Raw genomic sequence first — 22,576 nt, 5'->3', positions numbered from 1 at the left:
AAAGGTCTGCCGCCATGCTCAAGCATGTGTCCATCGTCCAGAAGATGCTCGCCGTGGTGCTGCTCATGGGCTTTACCGCCGCCGGTATCGCCGCGGTCGCGTATACGGAGCTGAACGCCCTGACACGCTCCTTCAACGCGGTGGGCGCATCGGAGGAAGCTGCCCGCGAGGCGATGGACCTGCGCATCGACATCATCGCCATCAGCCGGATGACCTACCAGCTGGCGCAGGCAACGGAGCGTGCCGAGGACTTCCGTGCCGAAAGCAAACGCCGCGCCGAGGAAATGCTGGAGCGGCTGCCCAAGCTCGAAGCCGTTTCCGATGCACGCCAGCGCAAGCACCTCGCCGACGTGAAGGCGGCGCTCAATGCGTATTTCATCCGCATCGAGGCGATGGTCGATGTCGCGGCGAGATCCGCAAACGACCGTTCCGCAATCGATGCCGCCCTTGCCTCGGCACTCGAGGGGCAGAAGGCGGTGACCGACACGGTGAAGACCTACAGCACCTATTCGGCCGAGATGATGGCCGCCCAGCGCGACGTTGCCGCCGACGAAGCCCGCACCGCCGCCCGCGACATGATCGTGAAGGCGTTGGCGGGGATCGTCTTCGGCATCGTGATCGCCGCCTGGATCGCCCGCAGCAGCATTTCCCGCCCGCTTGGCCGCATCGTCTCGGTTCTGACCGAGCTTGCACGCGGCAATACCGACGTGGGGATCTCCGGCGTCGAGCGCCGCGACGAGATCGGCGAGGTTGCCCGCGCCGCCCTCTTCTTCAAGGAACAGTCGATCGAGGCCGCTGCCATGGCCGGCGAGAGGGACGCCCAGAAGGCGCGCTCGGAGGCGGAAAAGAAGCAGGCCCTGGCGCAACTGGCGCAGGAGTTCGAACGCTCGGTTGGCAAGGTGGTGGAATCGGTTTCCGCCGCCGCGAGCCAGCTCGAGGCCTCGGCCCGGTTGATGTCGGGCAGCGCCGACCAGACCTCGCAGCAATCGACCGCGGTCGCCGCGGCGTCCGAGGAAGCTTCAGCCAATGTCCAGACCGTTGCCGCGGCGACGGAGGAACTGACGGCCTCGGTGCGCGAGATCGCCGGACAGGTCGACCAGTCGAACAAGATGTCGTCGGTGGCGATGAGCGATGCGGATGCTGCCGCCTCCATGGTGCGCGGCCTGTCCAACGCGGCACAGAAGATCGGCGACATCGTCGAGCTGATCAACGGCATCGCCGCCCAGACCAACCTCCTTGCGCTCAATGCCACCATCGAGGCGGCGCGCGCCGGCGAGGCAGGGCGCGGCTTTGCGGTCGTCGCCGCCGAGGTCAAGGACCTTGCCGACCAGACGGCCAAGGCGACCACGGAAATCGCCGGGCAGATCTCCGCGATCCAGTCGTCGACGACAGAATCCGCCACCGCGATCAACGGCATCGCCGAGACGATCCAGCGTCTCAACGCCATTTCAGCGGCGGTGGCGGCCGCGGTCGAGGAACAGTCGGCGGCAACGCAGGAAATTGCCCGGAATGTTCAGGAAGCTTCCTCCGGCACGGCCGAAGTGTCGATGGCGATCACCACCGTGACCCGCGCGGCGGACGAATCGAGCACCGCGGCCGGTCAGGTCCTGCAGGCCTCCAGCGAACTGACCCGGCAGGCAACGACCCTGCGCGGCGAGCTTTCACGCTTCCTGTCGACGGTCCGCGCCGCCTGACAACGTATTGTCGGACGCCTTTCCGGCTTACGGATAAAGACGTTCCGTCGTCCAGCCGCCCTCGGGCGCCGGGCGACGGAACACATGCCGGTCGTGCAGGCGGAAGGGCTTGTCCATCCAGAATTCGATATAGAGCGGGCGGATGCGGTAGCCGGTCCAGTAGTCGGGACGCGGCACCTCGCCAATGGCGAAGCGGGTCGCGTGTTTCGCCACTGCCTTCTCAAGGGCGAAGCGGCTTTCCAGCGGCCGCGACTGCTGGCTGGCCCAGGCGCCGATGCGGCTGTCGCGCGGCCGCGAGGCGAAATAAGCGTCGGCCTCCGCCTCGCTGACCAGCTCGACCGGCCCGCGAAAGCGCACCTGGCGGCGCAGCGACTTCCAGTGCAGCACGCCGGCGGCCTGCATGTTCTGCCCCAGCTCGTCGCCCTTTTGCGACTGTGTGTTGGTGTAGAAGACGAAGCCGGCCTCGTCGAACTCCTTCAGCAGCACCATGCGCACGTCCGGCAGTCCGTTTGCGCCGCTGGTCGCCAGCGCCATCGCATTGGGGTCGTTCGGCTCGCTCTTTTCCGCGAGCGCCAGCCATTCCGCGAAGATCGCGAAGGGATTGCCGGCGGCGACACGCGCCTCCAGTTCGTCGCGGGAGGGGCTTTCGGTTTCGGCGCTCATGGCAGGTCTTGTCCCGTGCTGGCTGGGGCTGGATCACACCGGCCCCCTTGCCGGGGACCGGCAGGGCGGCGGGACCGCCCGTTGCATTCATCCCGGTTTATATCGCAGCCGGAAGGCTTTGCCAGCAGGACCGCGTTTCAGCGGAACAGCATCACCGGGACCTTGCAGGAGCGGATCATCTCGCTCGTGGTCGAGCCGATGATCAGCGAGCGGATGCGCGAATGCCCGTAGGCGCCCATGACAAGCAGGTCGATGCCCTCGTCTTCCACCGCCTTGGAGATCACCGTGTCGGGCTGGCCGGAACGGATTTCGGCCGTGACCGCATAGCCGCCGCCCTTGAGGATCGCGGCGGCGCCGTCGAGGGAGCGGCGCGCGTCCGGCGTGTCCTGGCCGACCATCAGGAGACGGCAGTCGAGACCGGCCAGGATGCGGCTGCGGGCGATGTGGTCGACCGCCTTCAGGGCGCTGGTGCCGCCATCGAAGGCGATCAGCATCCGCTCGATCGGGCGGAAGGCACGGGCGGCGACGAAAACCGGCTTCTTCGCCACGCGGGCGATCCGCTCCAGGTTGGAGCCAAGATGCAGCCGGGCGAAATCCGCCGCCTCGCCGCGCTTGCCGATGATGACGAGATCGGCGTCGGCCTCCATCTCGGCCAGGGTCTCGACCAGATCGCCGGCGCGCAGACGGGTGCCGACATCGGCAATGCCGGCCTCGTCCAGCACCTTGGCGGCATCGTCGAGGATCGCCCGGCCGCGCGCCTGGGCCAGCTTCGCGGTGCGCGCGTCGAGCTCGGCCAGTTCATTAAGCAGCGTGGTGCGCGCGCCGAGGGCGATGTTGCCGGAAAGGTTCGCCGCGCCTCCCTCCGCCTGGCGGCGGCCGAGCACATGCAGCAACTCGACCCGGGCGGCATCGCCGGCGCGCGCCGCGATCCAGGCGGCATGTTCGCAAACGCTTCGCGAATAGACGGAACCGTCGACCAGCGCGATCAGCTTTGTCATGGGATGTCCTCCGGCCTTGTCAGTGGCCCATCAGGCGGTCGAGCGCGCCGGGCTTGTCGTGAATGGCGAGTTTGTCGACGATCGTCTCGCTCGCCTCGTTGATGCCGACGATCTCGACCTCCGCGCCCTCGCGGCGGAACTTCAGCACGATCATGTCGAGCGAGGCGACCGCGGAGATGTCCCAGATATGGGCGCGGCTGACATCGATGGTCACCTTCTCCAGAACCTCCCTGAAATCGAAGGCGGCTGTAAAGGCCTCCGCCGAGGCGAAGAAGACCTGTCCTTCCACGACATAGGTGCGCGAACGCCCATCCGCCGACAGGCTCGAGGTGACGCGGAAGATCTGGGCGATCTTCCAGGCGAAGAAGATGCCCGACAGCAGCACGCCGATCAGCACGCCGATGGCGAGATTATGGGTCAGCACCACGCCGGCGACGGTCGCCAGCATGACCACCGAGGAGGAGCGCGGATGGTCCTTGAGATTGACGATCGAGGACCAGCTGAACGTGCCGATGGAGACCATGATCATGATCGCGACAAGGGCCGGCATCGGGATCTTCGCCACCCATTCGCCCAGCGCGACGATGAGGAACAGAAGGATGATGCCGGCGGAAAAGGTCGACAGGCGGCCGCGACCGCCCGACTTCACGTTGATCATCGACTGGCCGATCATGGCGCAGCCGGCCATGCCGCCAATGAAGGCGGTGGCCGAGTTGGCGATGCCCTGGCCGATGCATTCCTGGTTCTTGTCGCTGGGTGTGTCCGTCAGGTCGTCGACAATGGCGGCCGTCATCAGCGATTCCAGCAGGCCGACGGCGGCGACGGCGGCCGAATAGGGCAGGATGATCAGCAGCGTTTCCAGCGTCAGCGGAATGTCGGGAATGAGGAACACCGGCAAGGTGTCGGGCAGTTCTCCCATGTCGCCGACGGTGCGCACGTCGAAGCCGAAGGCAATCGCGGCCGCGGTCAGCACCAGGATGCAGACCAGCGGCGAGGGAATGGCCGTCGTCAGGCGCGGGAACAGATAGATAATGGCAAGGCCGGCGGCGACCATCGCATAGGTCAGCCAGGTGACGCCGATCAGTTCGGGCAGCTGGGCCATGAAGATCAGGATGGCGAGCGCGTTGACGAAGCCGGTCATCACCGAGCGCGAGACGAAGCGCATCACCGAACCGAGCCGGAGCAGGCCCGCGACGATCTGCAGCAGGCCGGCAAGCACGGTGGCGGCGAGCAGGTATTGCAGCCCGTGCTCCTTGACCAGCGTCACCATCAGCACGGCGGTGGCCGCGGTGGCGGCCGAGATCATGCCCGGGCGGCCGCCGACAATGGCGGTGATCACGGCGATGGAGAAGGAGGCATAGAGGCCGACCTTGGGATCGACGCCGGCGATGATGGAAAAGGCGATCGCCTCGGGAATGAGGGCAAGCGCGACGACGAGGCCGGCAATCACGTCCTTGCGGACATTGCCGGTCCAGTCCTGCGCATAGTGGGACAATGAGAACATCAGGCCATCCGCTCTGGTGCCGCGCGGCGCGGGTCGGTGCGTGTCGTGGAGGGGCGAACGGCATCGCCGGCGGTGCAGGAGCAGCGCAGGGGATGCGGGCCGCGCTCCGGCGGTTGAGGTTTGCGCCGCTTCTAGGCCGGTTCCCGCTGCGGCGCAACAAGGGGCGACCCGCCGCGGCGGCGGAGCGGGGGCCGGGGGAGCGGGGGAGCCTTGCGCGCCGCCAGCCTTGCGGTGCGCCACTGCTCAACATATATAGCGGTCACGCTCCGCTCCCATGCCGCGCGACCCTTGGTTCACGTCATGCGGGGAGCAATACACGACGTATCGACACAAGACGCGTAACGACTAGACGTACGAGAAGAGGGACCGGTCCGATGCCGTAACGGGTCCGACCGGTCTGCTGGAAAGGAAGGGCAATATGGCAAAGGTCATCGGTATCGACCTCGGCACGACCAACTCGTGCATCGCCGTCATGGACGGCAAGGCTCCCAAGGTGATCGAGAATTCCGAAGGCGCGCGGACCACCCCGTCCATGGTCGCCTTCAACGACGACGGCGAGCGGCTCGTCGGCCAGCCGGCCAAGCGCCAGGCGGTGACGAACCCGACCGGAACGGTGTTCGCCGTGAAGCGCCTGATCGGGCGGCGTTATGAAGACCCGACGGTGGAGAAGGACAAGAAGCTTGTCCCCTACTCGATCGTCAAGGCCGACAATGGCGACGCCTGGGTCGAGGTGAGCGGCGAGAAGTATTCTCCCTCGCAGGCCTCCGCCTTCATCCTTCAGAAAATGAAGGAAACCGCCGAGAGCTATCTCGGCGAGCAGGTGACGCAGGCCGTCATCACGGTTCCCGCCTATTTCAACGACGCCCAGCGTCAGGCAACCAAGGATGCCGGCAAGATCGCCGGTCTCGAGGTGCTGCGCATCATCAACGAGCCGACGGCGGCGGCGCTCGCCTACGGCCTCGACAAGAACGACGGCAAGACCATCGCGGTCTATGACCTTGGCGGCGGCACGTTCGACGTCTCGATCCTGGAGATCGGCGACGGCGTGTTCGAGGTGAAGTCCACCAATGGCGACACGTTCCTCGGCGGCGAGGATTTCGACATGCGCCTGGTCGACTATTTCGCTTCGGAGTTCAAGAAGGACCAGGGCATCGACCTGAAGAACGACAAGCTCGCGCTGCAGCGCCTCAAGGAGGCGGCCGAGAAGGCCAAGATCGAGCTGTCGTCCTCCTCGCAGACCGAGATCAACCTGCCGTTCATCACCGCCGACGCCTCCGGGCCCAAGCACCTGACGATGAAGCTGACGCGGGCGAAGTTCGAGAGCCTCGTCGATGATCTCGTGCAGCGCACGATCGAGCCCTGCAAGGCGGCGCTCAAGGATGCCGGCATCGCCGCCGGCCAGATCGACGAGGTGGTTCTCGTCGGCGGCATGACGCGCATGCCGAAGATCCAGGAGGTGGTCTCCACCTTCTTCGGCAAGGAGCCGCACAAGGGCGTCAACCCGGACGAGGTCGTTGCCATGGGCGCGGCGATCCAGGCCGGCGTGCTGCAGGGCGACGTCAAGGACGTGCTCTTGCTCGACGTGACGCCGCTGTCGCTCGGCATCGAGACGCTGGGCGGGGTGTTCACCCGCCTGATCGACCGCAACACGACGATCCCGACGAAGAAGGGCCAGACCTTCTCCACCGCGGAAGACAACCAGACGGCCGTGACCATCCGGGTGTTCCAGGGTGAGCGCGAGATGGCCGCGGACAACAAGATGCTGGGCCAGTTCGACCTGGTCGGCATTCCCCCGGCGCCGCGCGGCGTGCCGCAGGTCGAGGTCACGTTCGACATCGACGCCAACGGCATCGTCAATGTCTCGGCCAAGGACAAGGGCACCGGCAAGGAGCAGCAGATCCGCATCCAGGCGTCCGGCGGTCTTTCGGACGCGGACATCGAGCAGATGGTCAAGGACGCGGAAGCCCATGCGGACGACGACAAGAAGCGCAAGTCGCTTGTCGAGGCCCGCAACCAGGGCGAGGCGCTGGTGCACTCGACCGAGAAGTCGCTGAAGGACTATGGCGACAAGGTCACGGCCGAGGACAAGGGTGCCATCGAAGCGGCCGTCACCGAACTGAAGACCGCGCTCGAGGGCGAGGACCTGGAGCAGATCCAGGCCAAGACCCAGTCGCTGTCCGAAGTCTCGATGAAGCTTGGCGAGGCCATGTACAAGGCCGCCCAGGCCGAGGAAGGCACGGATGCCGGCGAGACCGGCGAGGCGCCCAAGGCCGATGACGATGTCGTCGATGCGGATTTCGAGGAAGTCCGCGACGAAGACGACAAGAAGTCCGCCTGATTGCCGAGCGCAAGGGGCACGGCGCCGCCAGGGTGCCGTGCCTCTTGCCGTTCTGGCGATCGCGTCCGGCCATGCGGCGGAGGGATGTTCCCTGCCGCGCAAGCCCTTATTCGAAACCGACCATTGACGCTGGAGTGTGATACCCGGGCATGAGGCTGCGTTCGCTCGATCCGCCATTCGGCGCCCATGCCCTGTCCGCTCCGCGCGAGGCGCTGCGCCGGCTTGCCGGCGCGATGCCGGAGAACCGGCTGGGCCGGATCGGCGTGTCGCTGATCCGCAAGCTGGCAACTGGCGGCGCGCCCGGGCCGTTCGACGTCGAGGTGTTTCCCTCGATCCGCGCCCGGCTCTACCCGACCTCCAATCGCTGCGAGAAGCGCGCTGTCGCCGGCGCCCAGCTTTTCGACCCGGACGAGCGCGCGGCCCTGCGCGACGTCTTCGCCGCGTCTCCCTCCTCCCCGTTCGTGTTTCTCGACCTTGGCGCCAATGTCGGCCTCTACAGCCTGTGGATGGTCAGCACCGCGCGCGCGCTGTCGCGCGAGGTGGTGGTGCTTGCCGTGGAGCCGGACGCGGGCACAAGGGCGCGGCTGGAAGCCAATCTTGCCGCCTCCGGCATCGATTGCGTGATGGTTGCCGATTGCGCAGTGGGCGAACATGCCGGCCGCGGCGCGATCCTCGCCCACGAGGGCAATCGCGGCGAGCACAGGGTGCGCTCCGCGGGCGAGGACGACGCCGGGAGTTTCGAGGTGCTGCCGATCCACGAGATCTGCGCGCGGCGCGGAATCGTCCGCATCGACGCGATGAAGGTCGATCTCGAAGGCCATGACGAGGCGGCGCTGCGCGGCCTGTTCGCCAACGGACCGACGGGCCTGCGCCCGGACTTCATCGTGGTCGAGGCCGGCAAGGAGAAGGCGTTGCCGGGCGTCGTCCGCATCTGCCTCGACAATGGATACGAACTCGCCCGCCGCACCCGTCTGAACGCGCTGCTTCGACGCGTTCACACGCAGGATGCCGACACGGCCGGGCGCAGGGATGGAACAGCCTGATGGACAAGCGCGACTACTACGAGGTGCTGGGCGTTGCCCGCGATGCCGACGAGAAGGCGCTGAAGAGCGCCTATCGAAAGCTCGCGATGCAGTTCCACCCGGACCGCAACCCGGGCGATGCGGAGGCGGAAAACCGCTTCAAGGAAGTCAGCGAAGCCTATGACACGCTCAAGGACGCGCAAAAGCGCGCGGCCTATGACCGGTTCGGCCACGCCGCCTTCGAAAACGGCGGCTTCGGCGCGCGCGGCGGCGGCCATCCCGGCGATTTCGCTTCGGCCATGTCCGACATTTTCGACGAGTTCTTCGGCATGGGCGGCGGCCGGCGGGGCGGTGGCCGCGACCGGGGCGCGGACTTGCGCTACAACCTGGACATCTCCCTGGAAGAGGCCTTTTCCGGCAAGGCGGTCGAGATCGAGGTGCCGACCTCGATTTCCTGCGAGGCCTGTTCCGGATCTGGCGCAAAGACCGGCAGCGCGCCCACCATCTGCCGCACCTGCGGCGGCTCGGGCAGGGTCAGAGCCTCGCAGGGCTTCTTCACCCTGGAACGCACCTGCGCGGCCTGCCAGGGACGTGGCCAGGTGATCGCCGATCCCTGCACCGAGTGCTCGGGCGCCGGGCGCAAGACCGTCAACCGGATGCTGTCGGTCAACATTCCCGCCGGTATCGAGGACGGCACGCGCATCCGCCTCGGCGGCGAGGGCGAGGCGGGCCTGCGCGGCGGCCCCTCCGGCGACCTCTACATCTTCCTGTCGATCCGCCCGCATGCCTTCTTCCAGCGCGACGGCGCGGATCTCTATTGCCGGGTGCCGATCTCGATGACGACGGCGGCCCTTGGCGGCCAGTTCGAGGTGCCGACGCTGAGCGGCGAGACCACGCGGGTCAAGGTCCCCGAAGGCACCCAGACGGGCAAGCAGTTCCGCCTGCGCGGCAAGGGCATGCCGGTGATGCGCTCGCAGCAGCTGGGCGATGCCTATATCCAGGTGACCGTAGAGACGCCGGCCAACCTGACCAAGCGGCAGCGCGAATTGCTGGCGGAGTTCGAGCAGGAATCCTCCGGCGACACGCATCCGGAATCGCACGGCTTCTTCGCCCGGGTGAAGGACTTCCTCGACAATCTCGGCAGTTGAAGCGGTCCGTTTCGCGGAACGTCACGTAAAACCGAAAAGTGTCGTATTGCCGGGAGATACGCTCCCGGGTCGCGGCCGCGCCATGAATTCGCCATGAGGCGCGACCACCTTGCTGTGCCAACCTGAGCGGCCACAGGCCCCGGACGGCATGTTGTTTTGACTTTTTCAGGGTGGATTTCAATATGCTCGATGTTTCCGCGCGCAAGGTCAAGGGCTTCTCGGCGAAGCTTGCCGACGAGATCCGCTTCATCCGCAACTGGGCGGAAAACCCGCTGACAACCGGCGCCGTGAGCCCATCCGGACCGGACCTGACGCGGCGGATGGCCAGCTTCATCGAGCGCGACAGGCCAGGCGCCGTTCTGGAACTGGGACCGGGCACCGGCGTCGTGACCCACGCGATCCTGGAACGCGGCATCGCGACCGAGCGGGTGATCGCGCTGGAGTACAACGAAGACTTCTGCCGGCTCCTGCGCCGCCGCTATCCCGACATGGCCGTCGTCGAGGGCGACGCCTATCAACTGCGCAAGACCCTGGCGAACATTCCCTCCGGTTCGCTAGCCAGCATCGTCTCGTCCCTGCCGCTGTTCTCGCGTCCCAAGGCGGAGCGACGGGCGCTCCTCATGGAAGCGTTCGAGCTGCTGCAGCCGGGCGCGCCCTTCATCCAGTTTTCCTATGCGCTGGTGCCGCCGGTGGAGCCGGAGCCCGAGAATTTCACGGTTCAGCGCAGCGGCTGGATCCTGAAGAACCTGCCGCCGGCGCGCGTGTGGGTCTACCGGCGCAACGTCGCCTGAGACCGGGACAACGGCCCCGACCCGGGCGAGTACCCCGATCTGCCTTTCCCGCTTCCCGTCTTGCCGTGACCTGTTCGCGGCCGCCTGCCGCTCAGCCGCGCAGCTTCACTTCCATGACCAGCCGGTCGACCATCGCCTGCAGCAGCTTCGCCGTGCGCTCGTTGACGGGTTCGCCATGCTCGTCGAAGGCCGAGGCCGCGTTCGGCACCATGCCCATGTCCGGGATCACCAGCGCGCCGAGGCCTATCTCCAGGATCGTGCGCAGCCCGATCAGCCCGCGAATGCCGCCGAGCCCACCCGGCGATGCCGCCCCGATCGCGAAGACCCGGTTCCTGAAAGCGGCGGACGGCGGCTCGCCCTCGTCCGACAGGCGCGACACCCAGTCGAGCGTGTTCTTCAAAAGCGGCGTGATGGCGGTGTTGTATTCCGGCGAGGCGATGAAGACCCCGTTGTGCTTCTGGAACACCGCCTTCAGCTTGCGCGCCGCCTCCGGCGCCCCTTTTTCCTTCTCGGTATCACCGTCGTAGATCGGCATCGGATAGTCGGCGAGCGATATCTGCGTCACTTGCGCATCGGCAAGGGCGGCATATTTCGCCACCAGCCCGGCGAGTTGCGTGTTGTAGGAGCCTGAACGGATCGAGCCGGACAGGACGAGAATGCGGACATCTTGCATGAAGCCTCTCTAGGTCGGACCGGCACGCCAGACAGCAACCGGTACAGGTTGTGTTACCCGCCATATATGCGCAAGCTCGGCAATCGCCAGAGCCATGGCGCCGCGATTCCCGTTCGCCGCCTTGAAACCGGCAGGCGTCCGATGTCCCGGCGGGCTCCGCGCAGGAACGGGTTTCACATCATTGGGAACGAGGCAGGCAGGATGACGCGTGCGGATTTCGATGCCTATTGCGCGACACTCACGGCAACGACCCATGTCATCCAATGGGGCAATGCCTCGGTCTGGAAGGTCGGCGGCAAGATCTTCGCCGTGTGTTCCAGCTGGGGCGAGGGCGCCAGCGATGCGATCGCCTTCAAGTGTTCCGAGCTCAGCTACAAAATCCTGACCGAGCTCGACAATGTCGTGCCGGCGCCCTATCTCGCCCGCGCCTCCTGGGTGCAAGTGCGCGGCGGCGCGCCGCTCAGCGACGAGGACCTGCGCGCCCATATCGCCGAGGCGCACCGGATCGTCGCGGCGAAACTGACCCGCGCCCTTCGCAGCGAACTCGGGCTCCAGGGCAGCTAGGATCAGGACCCGAGACCCGCCTCGCGTCGCGGCGGTTCCGGGCGCGATTCAACTTCGCCTTCATCTCCTTGCCGGTGTTGCCTGGCACCTTCCTGCGGATTCCGCCACGCAGCGCAGGCGCTTTCGCGGGCGCTTTCTCGGGCGCCGGCGGCTGTTGTCGCTCTTCCCGGTCAAATCGAATTCGGAATTCCATACTTGACGACCAATCATGCCGCATGTTTGAATTCGGAATTCCAAATTCCAGAATGACCGGTCAGCGGGACCGGTCGGAACGGCGAACGAGGGACGCAAGACCGGATGGAACTGATCGACCAGACACCGATCCTCGTCGACCGCGTCTATGACAAGCTGCGCAACGCGATCGCGACCTGCGCGCTGGCGCCGGGCGAGCGGATCCGCCAGGCGGAGCTTGCCGACCGGCTCGGGGTCTCGCGCCAACCGGTCAGCCACGCCCTGCAGCTTCTGAAACGCGACGGGCTGGTCGAGGAAACCGGCCGCAAGGGGCTGAAGGTCACCGAGATCGACCCGGCGCATCTGCGCGACGTCTACCAGGTGCGCGCGGCGCTCGACGCGCTGGCCGCACGGCTCGCCGCCGAACGCGTCGCGTCCGGAAAGATGCCGACGGCGGCGAGCCAGGCCCTGACCACGATCCTCGACAAGGCGGACGCCTTTGGCGACGAAACGCCGACGGACGAGCGCATCGCGCTCGACATCGCTTTTCACAACCAGATCATCGCCATGTCCGGCAACCGACGGATCGCCGAAACGCTGGAGCCGCAATTCGCCCACATGATGCGCTCGATGCGGCTGGTGCTCGATATTGGTGGTTTTCGCTCCAAGGCCTGGCAGCAGCACGGCGAGATCGCCCGACTGGTGCTGGCCGGAGACAGTTCCGCCGGCGAGGCGGCTCGTGCGCACGCGGAAACTGCCGGGCACGAGACAGAAGCGCGGCTGCGCGAAGGCCGGGCACTGAGGAATTCGGCCTGAGAGCCGAATCCGACCAAGGAGGAACGACCCATGAAACTGAGCGACGAGCAGATTGCAGAATTCAACCGCAAGGGCTTCCTGTTCCTGCCGGAAGCCTTTTCGCCGGAAGAAGTCGAGGTGATGCGCGAGGCCGCGGTCGGCATTTTCGACGAGGATCGCAAGGAGATCTGGCGCGAGAAGGACGGAACGCCGCGCACGGCCTTCGCCTGTCACACCTATAACGAGGCGTTCCGGTTGCTGGGCCGGCATCCCCGCCTGATCGAGCCGGTGCAGCAGATCTTCGGCGAGCAGCTGTACATGCACCAGTTCAAGGTCAACGCCAAGGCGGCCTTCACCGGCGACGTGTGGCAGTGGCACCAGGACTTCCCGACCTGGCACAAGGATGACGGCATGCCCGAGCCGCGGGCGATGAACATCTCCGTCTTCCTCGACGACGTGCTGCCGATCAACGGGCCGCTGATGGTGATCGCCGGCTCGCATACCCACGGCCAGTTGAAGTCCGAATACGACACCGAGACCACGAGCTACGGGCTGTGGACGCTCGACAATGACACGGTCACGGAGCTTGCCGCCAAGGGCGAGATCGCCGCTCCGACCGGCAAGGCCGGCGGGCTGCTCATCCACCATGGCAATCTCGTGCATGGCTCGTCGGGCAACATCACCCCCTACCCGCGCAAGATCGTCTACCTGACGCTGTCGACGATCTCCAACGCGATCCGCAAGCCGACGCGACCGGAATTCATCGCCCATCGCGACTTCACGCCGATCGAGCCGGTTGCCGACGACGCGCTGACCCGCTACGCGCGCGCCCATCGCGAGGCGGCGGAATAAGCTCCTCCCACAGGAGACAGACGCCGCTCCCGAATGGGCACGGCTCCCAAGTCCCACGGAGAAGGATCCGGGCGGCACCGTGCTGCCCGGGTCCGTTTTCACAACCGGCCAACGGCCCTTTCCCGGGATATCGCAGATGACAGACCACACGCCCTCCCCGTCAACGGGCCGGCTCGCCGGCAAGATCGCCATGGTGGTCGGTGCCGGCTCGTCCGGCGAAGGCTGGGGCAACGGCAAGGCGGCCGCCGTGCTCTTTGCCCGGCAGGGGGCGACGATCTTCGCGGTCGACCGCGACGCGCACGCGGCCGCGGCAACCCGCGACATCATCGAGGCGGAGGGCGGCACCTGCGAGACGGCGCAGGCCGACGTCTCGCGCGATACCGACGTCGCCGCGATGGTTGCCGCCTGCCTCACCCGCTTCGGCTGCATCGACATCCTGCACAACAATGTCGGGATATCGGAAACCGGCGGCCCGGTGGAAGCCAGCGAGGACAGCTGGAACCGGGTCATCGCGATCAACCAGACCAGCGTCTTCCTGACCTGCAAGCATGTGCTGCCGGCCATGATCGCCCAGCGCGCCGGCGCCATCGTCAATGTCGCCTCGATCGCCGCCTCGCGCTATATCGGCTTTCCCTATGCGGCTTATTCGGCCTCCAAGGGCGCCGTCGTCGCCATGACCCGCAACATCGCCCTGCAATATGCCTCGCACGGCATCCGCGCCAATTGCGTTTCGCCTGGCCTGATGAACACGCCGATGATCCGCAAGCCCCTTGCCGGCGCCTATGGCGGCGAGCAGGAGATGATCGCCAAGCGCGACGCGCAGAGCCCGACCGGGCGCATGGGCGATGCATGGGACACGGCACATGCGGCACTTTTCCTCGCGTCCGACGAAGCCCGCTACATCACCGCGCATGAGCTGGTCGTCGATGGCGGCCTGACGGCGAGCTGCGTGTGAGCCTGCCGTGAGCGACACGGCCTGTTGACTCATACACATTAAATGAGACATCAATGTCTCATGACGCAAACATCCCCGATCCGCCCCGCCACCCGCGACGCCATCATCGAGGCGGCCTTCAGGACATGGAGCGCCGATCCGGCCGCCTCGCTGGAGGAAATCGCCACCCTCGCCGGTGTCGGCCGCGCCACGCTGCATCGGCATTTCGCCGGCCGCGAAGACCTTCTCGAACAGCTCGGCCTGCTGGCCCGCGCCGAAATGGAGGAGCGGGCGAACGCGGCCTGTATCGGGGCCACGTCGCACACGGACGCGCTGAGGCGGATCATGGCGGCGATGATCGCGCTCGGCGACCGCCACTGGTTCCTGGCGCGCGCCTTCCCGCCCGCAGGCACCGGCGCCGCGCCGGAGGAGCGCCGCACGGAGGCGCGGTTCCTCTCGGTGATCGCCGAGGCAACGGAGGAAGGGACGTTCCATCCCGACTGCCCGCCCACCTGGATCGCGACGAGTTTCGACCACCTCATCCACGCGGCCTGGGGCGAAGTGCGGGAGGGGCGCCTCACCCATTCCCAGGCGGCCGGGCTTGCCTGGTCGACCCTGACACGGGGACTGTCGGGGGGATTGGCGGGGGGACTGGCGGGAAGCGCGGTGCGGACACAGGGGCCCGCAAGGCCGTGACCCCCGCCCAGATCGCCCTTGCCGTCCTTGCTGCCCTGGGCATGCTGGCCCTGGCGGTCGCGAGCCTTTTCATCTTTCTCGAACTCTCCGCCGTCCATCTGCCCCGGCTCGCCGCCCCGGCAGGGCTGACGGAGCCGGAAAAGGCAGCCGCTCTGGACGCGTGGCTGGACGAACTGGAGCGGCGGGAAAAGTTCAACGGAACGATCCTGGTCGCTCGGGACGGGCGCACCGTCCTGCAGCGCAATATCGGCGCGGCCGACACGGACGGACGGCCGATCGGCGACCGGACATCCTTCAATCTCGCCTCCGTCAGCAAGCAGATGACGGCCTTTGCCATCCTGCTGCTCGAGCACGAGGGGAAGCTGTCGACAGGTGACCTTCTCACCCGCCATATCCCGGAACTTCACCGCCATGGCAAGGTGACGATCAACCATCTGCTGGAACACACGTCCGGCCTGCCGGACTACGCGCTCGACAAGGCGCTGGCGCGGCGGCTGGAGGCAACGGCCATGCTGCTCACTCCGGACGGCCTGATCGACTGGCTCGCGGCCTATCCGCGCGCGCCGGACTTTGCCCCCGGGGAGCGGGAAGACTACGTCAACAGCAACTATGTGCTACTGGCGGAAATCGTCGCGCGCGTGTCGGGCCTTTCCTTTGCGGATTTCATGCGGACGCGGGTGTTCACGCCGCTCGGCATGCGCCATAGCGCGGTGATCGACCGGCGCGAGAAGGAGGCCCTTCTTTCCGACCGCGCCTTCGGCTTTCGCAAGCGGTTCCTGCATGCCGGCCGGCCGGTACGGTTCGACCTGACCCCGCTCGACGGGCTTGCTGGCGACGGCAACATCTATGCAAGCGCGGGCGACCTGGTGATCTGGGACCAGGCGCTGCGACAGGGAACCCTGCTGCCGGCCGAGACCTATGCAAGGGCGTACAGACCCGTGCGGCTGTCCAATGGCGAAATCGTGCGGGAGAAGGTGCTTGGCGAGACCCTGCAGCCCGGGCTCGGCTGGAACGTACAGGACATGCCGGTCGTCACCGCCTACGGCCGCTGGCAGGCCTTTTCGAATTTCTACCGGCGGGACCTGGTGCAAGGCACCGTTCTTGTCGTCCTGAGCAACTCGGGCTTCTTCCTGCGAACGGCGATGATCGGGGAACGACTGGCGGCGTTCCTGTCGCGCTGACCCGCCAGGTCCCCACCGGACACGGCAAAGGCCAGACCGGCTTCGCTGCCGGCGCAGAGTTGTGCACCCCGGCAATGCCGCGGAGCCGTTGCCGCAAACCGGGACGGTTCAGGGAGAAACACCGGAGGGGCAGGCAACCCCGGTGCCGCCGAGGCCGCAATAGCCGCCGGGATTCTTGTCGAGATATTGCTGGTGATAATCCTCGGCGAAATAGAAGGCCGCCAGCGGCTTCACCTCGGTGGTGATGGCGCGGGCATGCCCGGCCGCCTTGAGCGCCGCGAGATAGGCGGCGCGCGTCGCCTCCGCCGCCGCCTTCATCTCCTCGCTGACGTAGTAGATCGCCGAGCGGTACTGGGTGCCCGTGTCATTGCCCTGGCGCATGCCCTGGGTCGGGTCATGCCCCTCCCAGAACGCCTTGAGCAGTTCCTCGCGCGAGATCCGCGCCGTGTCGAAGACAACGCGCACCACCTCGGCATGGCCGGTGCGCCCGCTGCAGACCTCGTTGTAGGTGGGGTTGGGCGTATGCCCGCCGGCATAGCCGACGGCGGTGACCAGCACGCCCGGCAGGTTCCAGAACAGCCGCTCGGCGCCCCAGAAACAGCCCATACCGAAAAACGCCTCGTCCTGCCCCTCGGCAGGCGCAAGGTCGATCGGCCGGCCGAGCACCGTGTGCGGGCCCGGTGTCATGACGGGCGTCTCGCGCCCGGGCAGTGCCTGCGCCTTGTCGACGACCGCGAACTTGTTGGCGAGCATCGTCATGAACGACATGGAACTCTCCTTCACAGTGCCGGCGGGACGGCCGGCGGGCAGCCAGGATCAAAGAGAGGCGGAGCGGCGCCGACGGCGGCCCAGTTCGCCCAGCCAGAGCAGCAGGAAGCCGAGCGGGCCGATGACGACCCAGGCCGGCTGCGCCAGCAGGGTCTGGATGACCGGATCCCACAGGAAGGGATTGACGTGGCGCTGTATCGCGGCCTGGGCAAGGCCGAGCGATTCCGGCGCGAAGTCGAACCAGTATTTGCCAAGCGGCGTCGTCGACCAGGCCGATGCCGCGATCGAGCTTGTGCCGTCGATGACCAGCGCGACAAGGGCCACGGCCACGAGCCACAGGCCGATCAGTCGCAGGATAAGTCTGAACATGGATCCCCGCCCGGTGATGAATGACACGTCGCCACATGCGGGACTGCAGGTCCTCGCCGGTCGACAGGAAAGATATAGTGCGCATCGGCGCTGCCTGCGACCGCAAAGCTTCGTGAACGCGGCACGCGGGCGCCCGCCGGGGGCGCGGAACGGCCAAACGGGAGGGGCTGCCGATGCTCCCGGTTGAAAAGCGCGAGCGACGACGGATCAGCGCTTGAACTTGCCCGCGCGCTCAGTATATTGCGCGACTTGCGGGTGGGTCGGTCCGGCTCCTCCTGTCCCTTGGACAGGAGCGACAGGCTGGGCTTTTTCCCCCGCAAAAAAGGCCGCATCCCCACCGCCGCCAAGGCGGGCTTCAGGGAAAGCGGACTGGCTGCGGAGAGGTGGCCGAGTGGTTTAAGGCGCACGCCTGGAACGCGTGTATACGGGAAACTGTATCGAGGGTTCGAATCCCTCTCTCTCCGCCATTCTTCAGAAATTCACGCAGACTTTCCTGGTTCACGGCTCCGAGCCGGAAGGGTTGCCCGCACCCCGCCGCAAGAAACACCCAGGCCGAACCGATACCCCGGATCGAGGCGCCGGTTCAAAGCGCGAGCCTTTTGACCTGCCGGGAACACCGGGGCTGTCCGCCCCAGACAGGCCGGAGCCGGCAAACGGGGTTCACGTGGCAGCGCCGCTCGCCAACGTCATTGCGCGACGCCAAGGGTCTTGGTTGCCTCAACGAAGCCTTCAAACAGCGCGGTCATGGGTTTCGCAACATTTGCAGGCGTGGTCGACAGCGTTCCGCCTTCGAACGGCGGCTCGGGATGGTACTCCGCCGTGAGCATGGATGCGGCCGCGTAGGGCTGCCCCCGCAGTTGCGCCACGATGGACAGGCCGAAATCCAGTCCCGCCGACACGCCGGCACCTGTAACAAGGTTGCCGTCGCGCACGACGCGGGCATCAACGGGCGTTGCCCCGAACCTGCCGAGCAACGGGCGAACGGACCAGTGGGTGGTTGCGCGCTTTCCCTTCAGCAGCCCGGCGGCGCCAAGAATGAGTGCGCCGGTGCAGACACTTGTCACGAACATGGCGCGCGACGCACGATCCCGGACAAAGGAGATGGTGTCGGGATCGCGCGCCGCCGCAATCGTCCCGTCCGTGCCGCCGGGGGCGAATAGTATCGTCAGGTCGCGCGGACAATCTGCCAGCCTGACGGTTGGCTGAACCGCCAGCCCCATGTCGCTCGCAACAGGAGAAAGGTCGGCCTGGTTGGTCACCAGGTGGATGCGCGCGCCCATCATCCCTGCAAAGAAATGATAGGGGCCGATCAGGTCCAGCGCGGTGAAGCCGGGATACAGCAGCATGGCGATGTCCTCGTCGCCCATCAGGGTGACGCCCGGCAAGCGCGAAAAGTCCTCCTGCCAGTTGTAACCCGGCGTTTCCGCGCCGTTTGCCGACGACGCAAACCAGGATGACATCACCGCGGCGCTGGCGAGGCCAGCGAGCACATCTCTTCTGTCCAGCATGATCAGGGCCTTTCCGAGCGTCCAGATACCGGGCGAGACCATGCAGGGAGAACCGTATTGGCGGCAATGACACAGATCCGCTAAAAAAGGACATGGTCCATCGCATCGGCTTCCTTCTCCTGCCCGACTATCAATTGCTTGACGTGGCCGGTCCGATGACCGTCTTCGAAACAGCGAACAGAGGCTACAAGGTTGAACTGATTTCAGCTTCCGGCGGCGTGATAAGGAGTTCGGGCGGCGCCGACCTCCAAACACGGCCGCTCGCCGATTGCTCCCCCTGCCAGACCCTGCTGGTCTGCGGCGGGGTCGGAGCGGTGGCCGCTGAAATCGATTCCGCGGCAGTTGATCTTCTCAACCTGCACATGAGCCGAGGGCAACGCGTTGCCAGCGTGTGTACCGGAGCTTTCGTCCTGGCTCAGGCAGGCTGCCTCAAGGGCAAACGCGCAACAACGCACTGGCGCTACGCAGGTGAGCTGGCACGGCGCTATCCCGACGTGAGCGTGGAGGCGGACCGGATCTGGATACGCGACGGAGCGGTGTGGACATCGGCGGGCGTAAGCGCAGGCATGGATCTGGCGATGGCCATGGTTGCCGAGGATCAAGGCAGTTCCATTGCACGGCAAATCGCCAAGGAGCTTGTCATCTACTATCGGCGTCCGGGGCGACAGTCCCAGTTTTCCGCGCTTCTCGAGACGGTCGACACCGGCGGCCGATTCGCCGAACTGCTCACCTGGATACGTGAAAACATCGGCGTGGCCCATTCCGTGGAGAGCCTGGCCGCCAGGACCGCGATGAGCCCCCGGCATTTCTCCCGGGCGTTTCGCGCGGAGACAGGCGTGACGCCCGCCCGCGCCGTCGAGCAGATGCGGCTCGAGATTGCGCGCGAGTGGGTCGAGCGCAGGACCCACTCGCTGACGCATGTTGCACGTGCCACGGGTTATGGGTCCGCCGACCGGATGCGAAACTCGTTTCTGCGCAACCTCGGAGTGCCGCCGCAATCCATCCGCCGGTCATTCTGACGGCGCCTTGTGATGCGGGCCGACTGCGGAGAGGTGGCCGAGTGGTTCAAGGCGCACGCCTGGAACGCGTGCATACGGGAGACCGTGCCGAGGGTTCGAAGCCCTCCACGCCTTAAAACGTTGCATCTCCGACCCCTTCTTGTGAGGCCAGATCAGCGCCAGCAAGTTTCCAAGCTCAGTTTGCAACCTCTCACCTGAACCTTCCATCTGCGGGCGGTTCTCGGGCCGAGCCGTTTCAAGCACACAGTGTTCGACGGCAGCCGCGCGGGCATGGCTGCCATTCACAAGAGGTCGCTATTCTGTGCCCAGCGCCACAGCCTGTTTAATCAAGCCTGCCATCTCGGCGGCGGGATAATTGTCAATCTTCGAAACCCGGACAGTTCGTGACTGCTTGCCCGAACCTTTCAGAACCCCATTCGGGTCGTCAAAACTCGCGCCATGGGTAAATGAAAATGTAATGCCCGTTTTGGTAGGACTGATAGCCACTATGTCTCGATCAACCCTGTAAACAGGCACTGAATAATATTTTTCGGTGCCGCCCCGCATGCGCTGCGTTGCTTCGGGAGCAATCTCCGACATCTGTTGGCAGAACCGAAGAACGATGTCCCTGTGACTGGGCAAAACACGTTCTTGCAAAAAAGTTTCCAGCTCAGGGGTCATCTCTAATTCCTGTCATTGAAAGCCAAGGGCGTCGACGATTGCCGCCCTGCAGAAAGACGGCACCGCAAACTCCTTGCCGCCATCGGGATGCGGCCATTGGAACAACGTCCCATTTAGGCAATGCGTGCCCCGGATGCGAGCGGCATTCCCCCTTTACGTCAATCACGGGTGATGGTGGGCGGCGCATCGCCACCCCTATCCCGTCATCGGCGGGTTGATGCGGGCGCGCCACGCGTCTCTTGGGAATGCGTCGATCTCCTATGCTGCACGGGTCCCTACCCTCCGGCTTCCCTCGGTTGGCCGCCCACCTTGCGACCATTGGTTGCAATGACGAGCCGGCACTCCTAACATGAAGGCAGTCGGGCCGGATTTCATCCGCAATTGCGTCGCCGGTACCGCCATCAATTCATGGCAGCCATTTTTTTGGCCAAAGCTGAGCCGGATCTGTCACCCCCTGAAATCCAATAGAAATTTCAATATTCGGAATATGAGGCGTTCCCGCATGAACATCCTTTTCATCATGTATGACCAGCTTCGCTTTGATTACCTCAGCTGCGCGGGGCATCCGCATTTGAAGACACCGAATTTCGACCGCGTCGCGGCGATGGGGGTGCGCTTCACAAACGCTTACGTGCAATCTCCGATTTGCGGCTCCAGCCGCATGTCGTTCTACACCGGGCGCTACCCGTCCAGCCACGGCGCGCAGTGGAACAATTATCCCCTGCGTGTGGGCGAGCAGACGATGGGCGACCATCTGCGCAAGCTGGGAATGGATTGCTGGCTGATCGGCAAGACGCACATGCACGCGGACGTGGACGGCATGGAGCGGCTCGGGCTCGACCCGGACAGCGTGATCGGCGCCCGACAGGCCGAGTGCGGTTTCGATGTCTGGATCCGCGACGACGGGCTGTGGGCTCAGGGGCCGCTGGGCTTCTACGACGAGAAGCGCTCGCCCTATAACGAGTTCCTGAAAGCCAAGGGCTACGCGTCCGAGAACCCCTGGGCGGATCATGCAAACGCAGGCGTGGGCGAGGAAAACTCGATCGCATCGGGCTGGATGTTCATCAACGCCGACAAGCCGGCCCATATACATGAAGCGGATTCCGAAACCGCATGGCTGACCACCAGAACCCTCGAGTTCATCGACCAGGCCACCGGTCCGTGGTGCGCGCATGTCAGCTATATCAAGCCTCACTGGCCGTATATCGTGCCGGCGCCCTATCATGACATGTTCGGCCCCGGCCAGGTTCCGCCCGCGCGCCGCCACGACATCGAGCTCGACGACACGCACCCCGTCTTTGCGGCCTACATGAACAATCGCGTCGGCCAGGCGTTCCAGCGCGAAGAGGTACGCCAGAAGGTCATCCCGGCCTATATGGGGCTCATCAAGCAATGCGACGACCATCTGGGGCGCATTCTGGACCATATGGAGGAGACCGGCGCGATACACGACACGATGATCGTGCTGACCTCGGATCACGGTGATTACCTGGGCGATCACTGGATGGGCGAAAAGTCGTTGTTCCACGATCAATCCGCCAAGGTTCCAATGATCATCCACGACCCGCGCGCGCAGGCAGACGGAACCCGGGGCACCACCTGCGATGCGCTGGTGGAGAGCATCGATCTGGCCGCGACCTTTGTCGAGGCGGCCGGCGGCGAGGTTCCCGCGCATATCCTGGAGGGGCGCTCGCTCGTGCCGTGGCTGCACGGGGAGGTGCCCGACTGGCGCGCGTTTCTGGTCAGCGAGTTCGACTATTCCGGGAGCACTGTCGCCAACGAGTTCGATCTCGAGCCGCGCGACTGCCGCCTGTTCATGGTCTTCGACGGGCGCTGGAAGATGATGCATGCCGAAGGCGGCTTCCGCCCTATGCTGTTCGATCTGGAGACCGACCCGGACGAGTTCATCGACCTGGGCAAGACCGATGCGCATGCCGAGGAGATCACACGTCTCTACCGATACCTTGCGCAATGGGGCCGACGCATGTCCCAGCGGGTAACGAAATCCGATGCCGAGATCATAGAAATGCGGGGCAAAGCCGGGATGAAAGGCGTTTTGCCCTTCCTTTATGACGGAAGCGAAGTGCCCCCGCCCCTGATCATGCATTACGTGGGCGACGCGCCGACGCTGCCCGAGGAATAGCCATGCTCAAGCCGGGACCGGTTTCCAGGCCTGGCTGGCAGGCGAGAGGGACCTCCCCGCCCCCTCCCCGTCTGCCTTCAACCGC

21 protein-coding genes and 2 tRNA genes are annotated in these 22,576 nt (G+C 65.7%); 15 read left to right on the top strand and 8 right to left on the bottom strand.

Annotated elements, in window-relative coordinates; translation table 11 throughout:
* The first annotated feature begins 14 nt into the window (after positions 1-14).
* Positions 15-1,694, top strand: coding sequence for a methyl-accepting chemotaxis protein (locus RBB46_RS06360; RefSeq protein WP_306028063.1), 1,680 nt, complete (start codon positions 15-17; stop codon positions 1,692-1,694).
* A 27-nt stretch (positions 1,695-1,721) separates the two neighbouring features.
* Here RBB46_RS06360 and pdxH read toward each other — a convergent pair whose 3' ends face one another.
* The 3 genes from pdxH to RBB46_RS06345 form a co-directional block, all read right to left on the bottom strand.
* Positions 1,722-2,357 (bottom strand): pyridoxamine 5'-phosphate oxidase, encoded by a 636-nt coding sequence (gene pdxH / locus RBB46_RS06355; protein ID WP_306028062.1) that lies wholly within the window; start codon positions 2,355-2,357, stop codon positions 1,722-1,724.
* 137 nt (positions 2,358-2,494) lie between these two features.
* Positions 2,495-3,355 (bottom strand): universal stress protein, encoded by an 861-nt coding sequence (locus RBB46_RS06350; protein WP_306028061.1) that lies wholly within the window; start codon positions 3,353-3,355, stop codon positions 2,495-2,497.
* A 19-nt stretch (positions 3,356-3,374) separates the two neighbouring features.
* Complete coding sequence (locus RBB46_RS06345) at positions 3,375-4,859, bottom strand: SulP family inorganic anion transporter (protein ID WP_306028060.1); 1,485 nt, start codon at positions 4,857-4,859, stop codon at positions 3,375-3,377.
* Between the two features lie 418 nt (positions 4,860-5,277).
* Between RBB46_RS06345 and dnaK the strand changes: the two genes are divergently transcribed.
* From dnaK to RBB46_RS06325, 4 genes are all read left to right on the top strand, one after another.
* On the top strand, positions 5,278-7,197 hold the full coding sequence (dnaK, locus tag RBB46_RS06340) for a molecular chaperone DnaK (RefSeq protein ID WP_306028059.1): 1,920 nt from the start codon (positions 5,278-5,280) through the stop codon (positions 7,195-7,197).
* A gap of 149 nt (positions 7,198-7,346) precedes the next feature.
* Positions 7,347-8,240 carry an FkbM family methyltransferase gene (locus tag RBB46_RS06335; protein ID WP_306028058.1) on the top strand — a complete coding sequence of 298 codons (894 nt, stop codon included), beginning with the start codon at positions 7,347-7,349 and terminating at the stop codon, positions 8,238-8,240.
* Positions 8,240-9,367, top strand: a complete 1,128-nt coding sequence (dnaJ, locus tag RBB46_RS06330) for a molecular chaperone DnaJ (protein ID WP_306028057.1) — start codon at positions 8,240-8,242, stop codon at positions 9,365-9,367. Before RBB46_RS06335 ends, dnaJ begins: the two co-directional genes overlap by 1 nt.
* A 182-nt stretch (positions 9,368-9,549) precedes the next feature.
* Complete coding sequence (locus tag RBB46_RS06325) at positions 9,550-10,158, top strand: class I SAM-dependent methyltransferase (RefSeq protein WP_306028056.1); 609 nt, start codon at positions 9,550-9,552, stop codon at positions 10,156-10,158.
* Positions 10,159-10,249: 91 nt separating this feature from the next.
* Here the strand turns inward: RBB46_RS06325 and RBB46_RS06320 are convergent, their stop codons facing one another.
* The gene (locus RBB46_RS06320) at positions 10,250-10,831 is read right to left on the bottom strand and encodes an NADPH-dependent FMN reductase (RefSeq protein WP_306028055.1); all 582 of its coding nucleotides are present in this window, start codon (positions 10,829-10,831) and stop codon (positions 10,250-10,252) included.
* Between the two features lie 201 nt (positions 10,832-11,032).
* Here RBB46_RS06320 and RBB46_RS06315 point away from each other — a divergent pair, with 201 nt between their 5' ends.
* The 6 genes from RBB46_RS06315 to RBB46_RS06290 all read left to right on the top strand — a co-directional run bounded on the left by RBB46_RS06315 (position 11,033) and on the right by RBB46_RS06290 (position 16,024).
* Positions 11,033-11,395 carry an MmcQ/YjbR family DNA-binding protein gene (locus RBB46_RS06315; protein ID WP_306028054.1) on the top strand — a complete coding sequence of 121 codons (363 nt, stop codon included), beginning with the start codon at positions 11,033-11,035 and terminating at the stop codon, positions 11,393-11,395.
* 297 nt (positions 11,396-11,692) lie between these two features.
* Positions 11,693-12,382, top strand: coding sequence for a GntR family transcriptional regulator (locus RBB46_RS06310; RefSeq protein ID WP_306028053.1), 690 nt, complete (start codon positions 11,693-11,695; stop codon positions 12,380-12,382).
* A 30-nt stretch (positions 12,383-12,412) separates the two neighbouring features.
* Complete coding sequence (locus RBB46_RS06305) at positions 12,413-13,213, top strand: phytanoyl-CoA dioxygenase family protein (RefSeq protein WP_306028052.1); 801 nt, start codon at positions 12,413-12,415, stop codon at positions 13,211-13,213.
* Between the two features lie 136 nt (positions 13,214-13,349).
* Complete coding sequence (locus RBB46_RS06300) at positions 13,350-14,168, top strand: SDR family NAD(P)-dependent oxidoreductase (RefSeq protein WP_306028051.1); 819 nt, start codon at positions 13,350-13,352, stop codon at positions 14,166-14,168.
* A 60-nt stretch (positions 14,169-14,228) separates the two neighbouring features.
* The gene (locus RBB46_RS06295) at positions 14,229-14,843 is read left to right on the top strand and encodes a TetR/AcrR family transcriptional regulator (protein WP_306028050.1); all 615 of its coding nucleotides are present in this window, start codon (positions 14,229-14,231) and stop codon (positions 14,841-14,843) included.
* Positions 14,840-16,024, top strand: coding sequence for a serine hydrolase (locus tag RBB46_RS06290; protein ID WP_306028049.1), 1,185 nt, complete (start codon positions 14,840-14,842; stop codon positions 16,022-16,024). The genes RBB46_RS06295 and RBB46_RS06290 overlap by 4 nt, the downstream gene beginning before the upstream one ends.
* Before the next feature lie 108 nt (positions 16,025-16,132).
* On the opposite strand, the gene msrA is transcribed toward RBB46_RS06290, so the two are convergent.
* Together msrA and RBB46_RS06280 are read right to left on the bottom strand one after the other, a co-directional pair.
* Positions 16,133-16,792 (bottom strand): peptide-methionine (S)-S-oxide reductase MsrA, encoded by a 660-nt coding sequence (msrA, locus tag RBB46_RS06285; RefSeq protein ID WP_306028048.1) that lies wholly within the window; start codon positions 16,790-16,792, stop codon positions 16,133-16,135.
* 48 nt (positions 16,793-16,840) lie between these two features.
* Positions 16,841-17,161, bottom strand: a complete 321-nt coding sequence (locus tag RBB46_RS06280) for a hypothetical protein (protein WP_306028047.1) — start codon at positions 17,159-17,161, stop codon at positions 16,841-16,843.
* Positions 17,162-17,538: 377 nt separating this feature from the next.
* Between RBB46_RS06280 and RBB46_RS06275 the strand changes: the two genes are divergently transcribed.
* Positions 17,539-17,628: transfer RNA gene (locus tag RBB46_RS06275), tRNA-Ser, on the top strand.
* A gap of 219 nt (positions 17,629-17,847) precedes the next feature.
* Here the strand turns inward: RBB46_RS06275 and RBB46_RS06270 are convergent.
* Positions 17,848-18,711 carry a DJ-1/PfpI family protein gene (locus RBB46_RS06270; RefSeq protein WP_306028046.1) on the bottom strand — a complete coding sequence of 288 codons (864 nt, stop codon included), beginning with the start codon at positions 18,709-18,711 and terminating at the stop codon, positions 17,848-17,850.
* Positions 18,712-18,761: 50 nt separating this feature from the next.
* On the opposite strand from RBB46_RS06270, the gene RBB46_RS06265 reads away from it, so the two are divergent.
* Positions 18,762-19,688, top strand: coding sequence for a GlxA family transcriptional regulator (locus RBB46_RS06265; protein WP_306028045.1), 927 nt, complete (start codon positions 18,762-18,764; stop codon positions 19,686-19,688).
* 31 nt (positions 19,689-19,719) lie between these two features.
* Positions 19,720-19,802, top strand: a tRNA-Ser gene (locus RBB46_RS06260).
* A 180-nt stretch (positions 19,803-19,982) separates the two neighbouring features.
* Here the strand turns inward: RBB46_RS06260 and RBB46_RS06255 are convergent.
* The gene (locus RBB46_RS06255; protein WP_306028044.1) at positions 19,983-20,348 is read right to left on the bottom strand and encodes a DUF1801 domain-containing protein; all 366 of its coding nucleotides are present in this window, start codon (positions 20,346-20,348) and stop codon (positions 19,983-19,985) included.
* 349 nt (positions 20,349-20,697) lie between these two features.
* Here RBB46_RS06255 and RBB46_RS06250 point away from each other — a divergent pair, with 349 nt between their 5' ends.
* Positions 20,698-22,491 carry a sulfatase-like hydrolase/transferase gene (locus tag RBB46_RS06250; RefSeq protein ID WP_306028043.1) on the top strand — a complete coding sequence of 598 codons (1,794 nt, stop codon included), beginning with the start codon at positions 20,698-20,700 and terminating at the stop codon, positions 22,489-22,491.
* The last annotated feature ends 85 nt before the right edge of the window (positions 22,492-22,576 follow it).

The organism is Stappia sp. MMSF_3263 (assembly GCF_030733745.1).
GTDB lineage: Bacteria > Pseudomonadota > Alphaproteobacteria > Rhizobiales > Stappiaceae > Stappia.
This window is presented reverse-complemented; position numbering and strand designations above follow the sequence as displayed.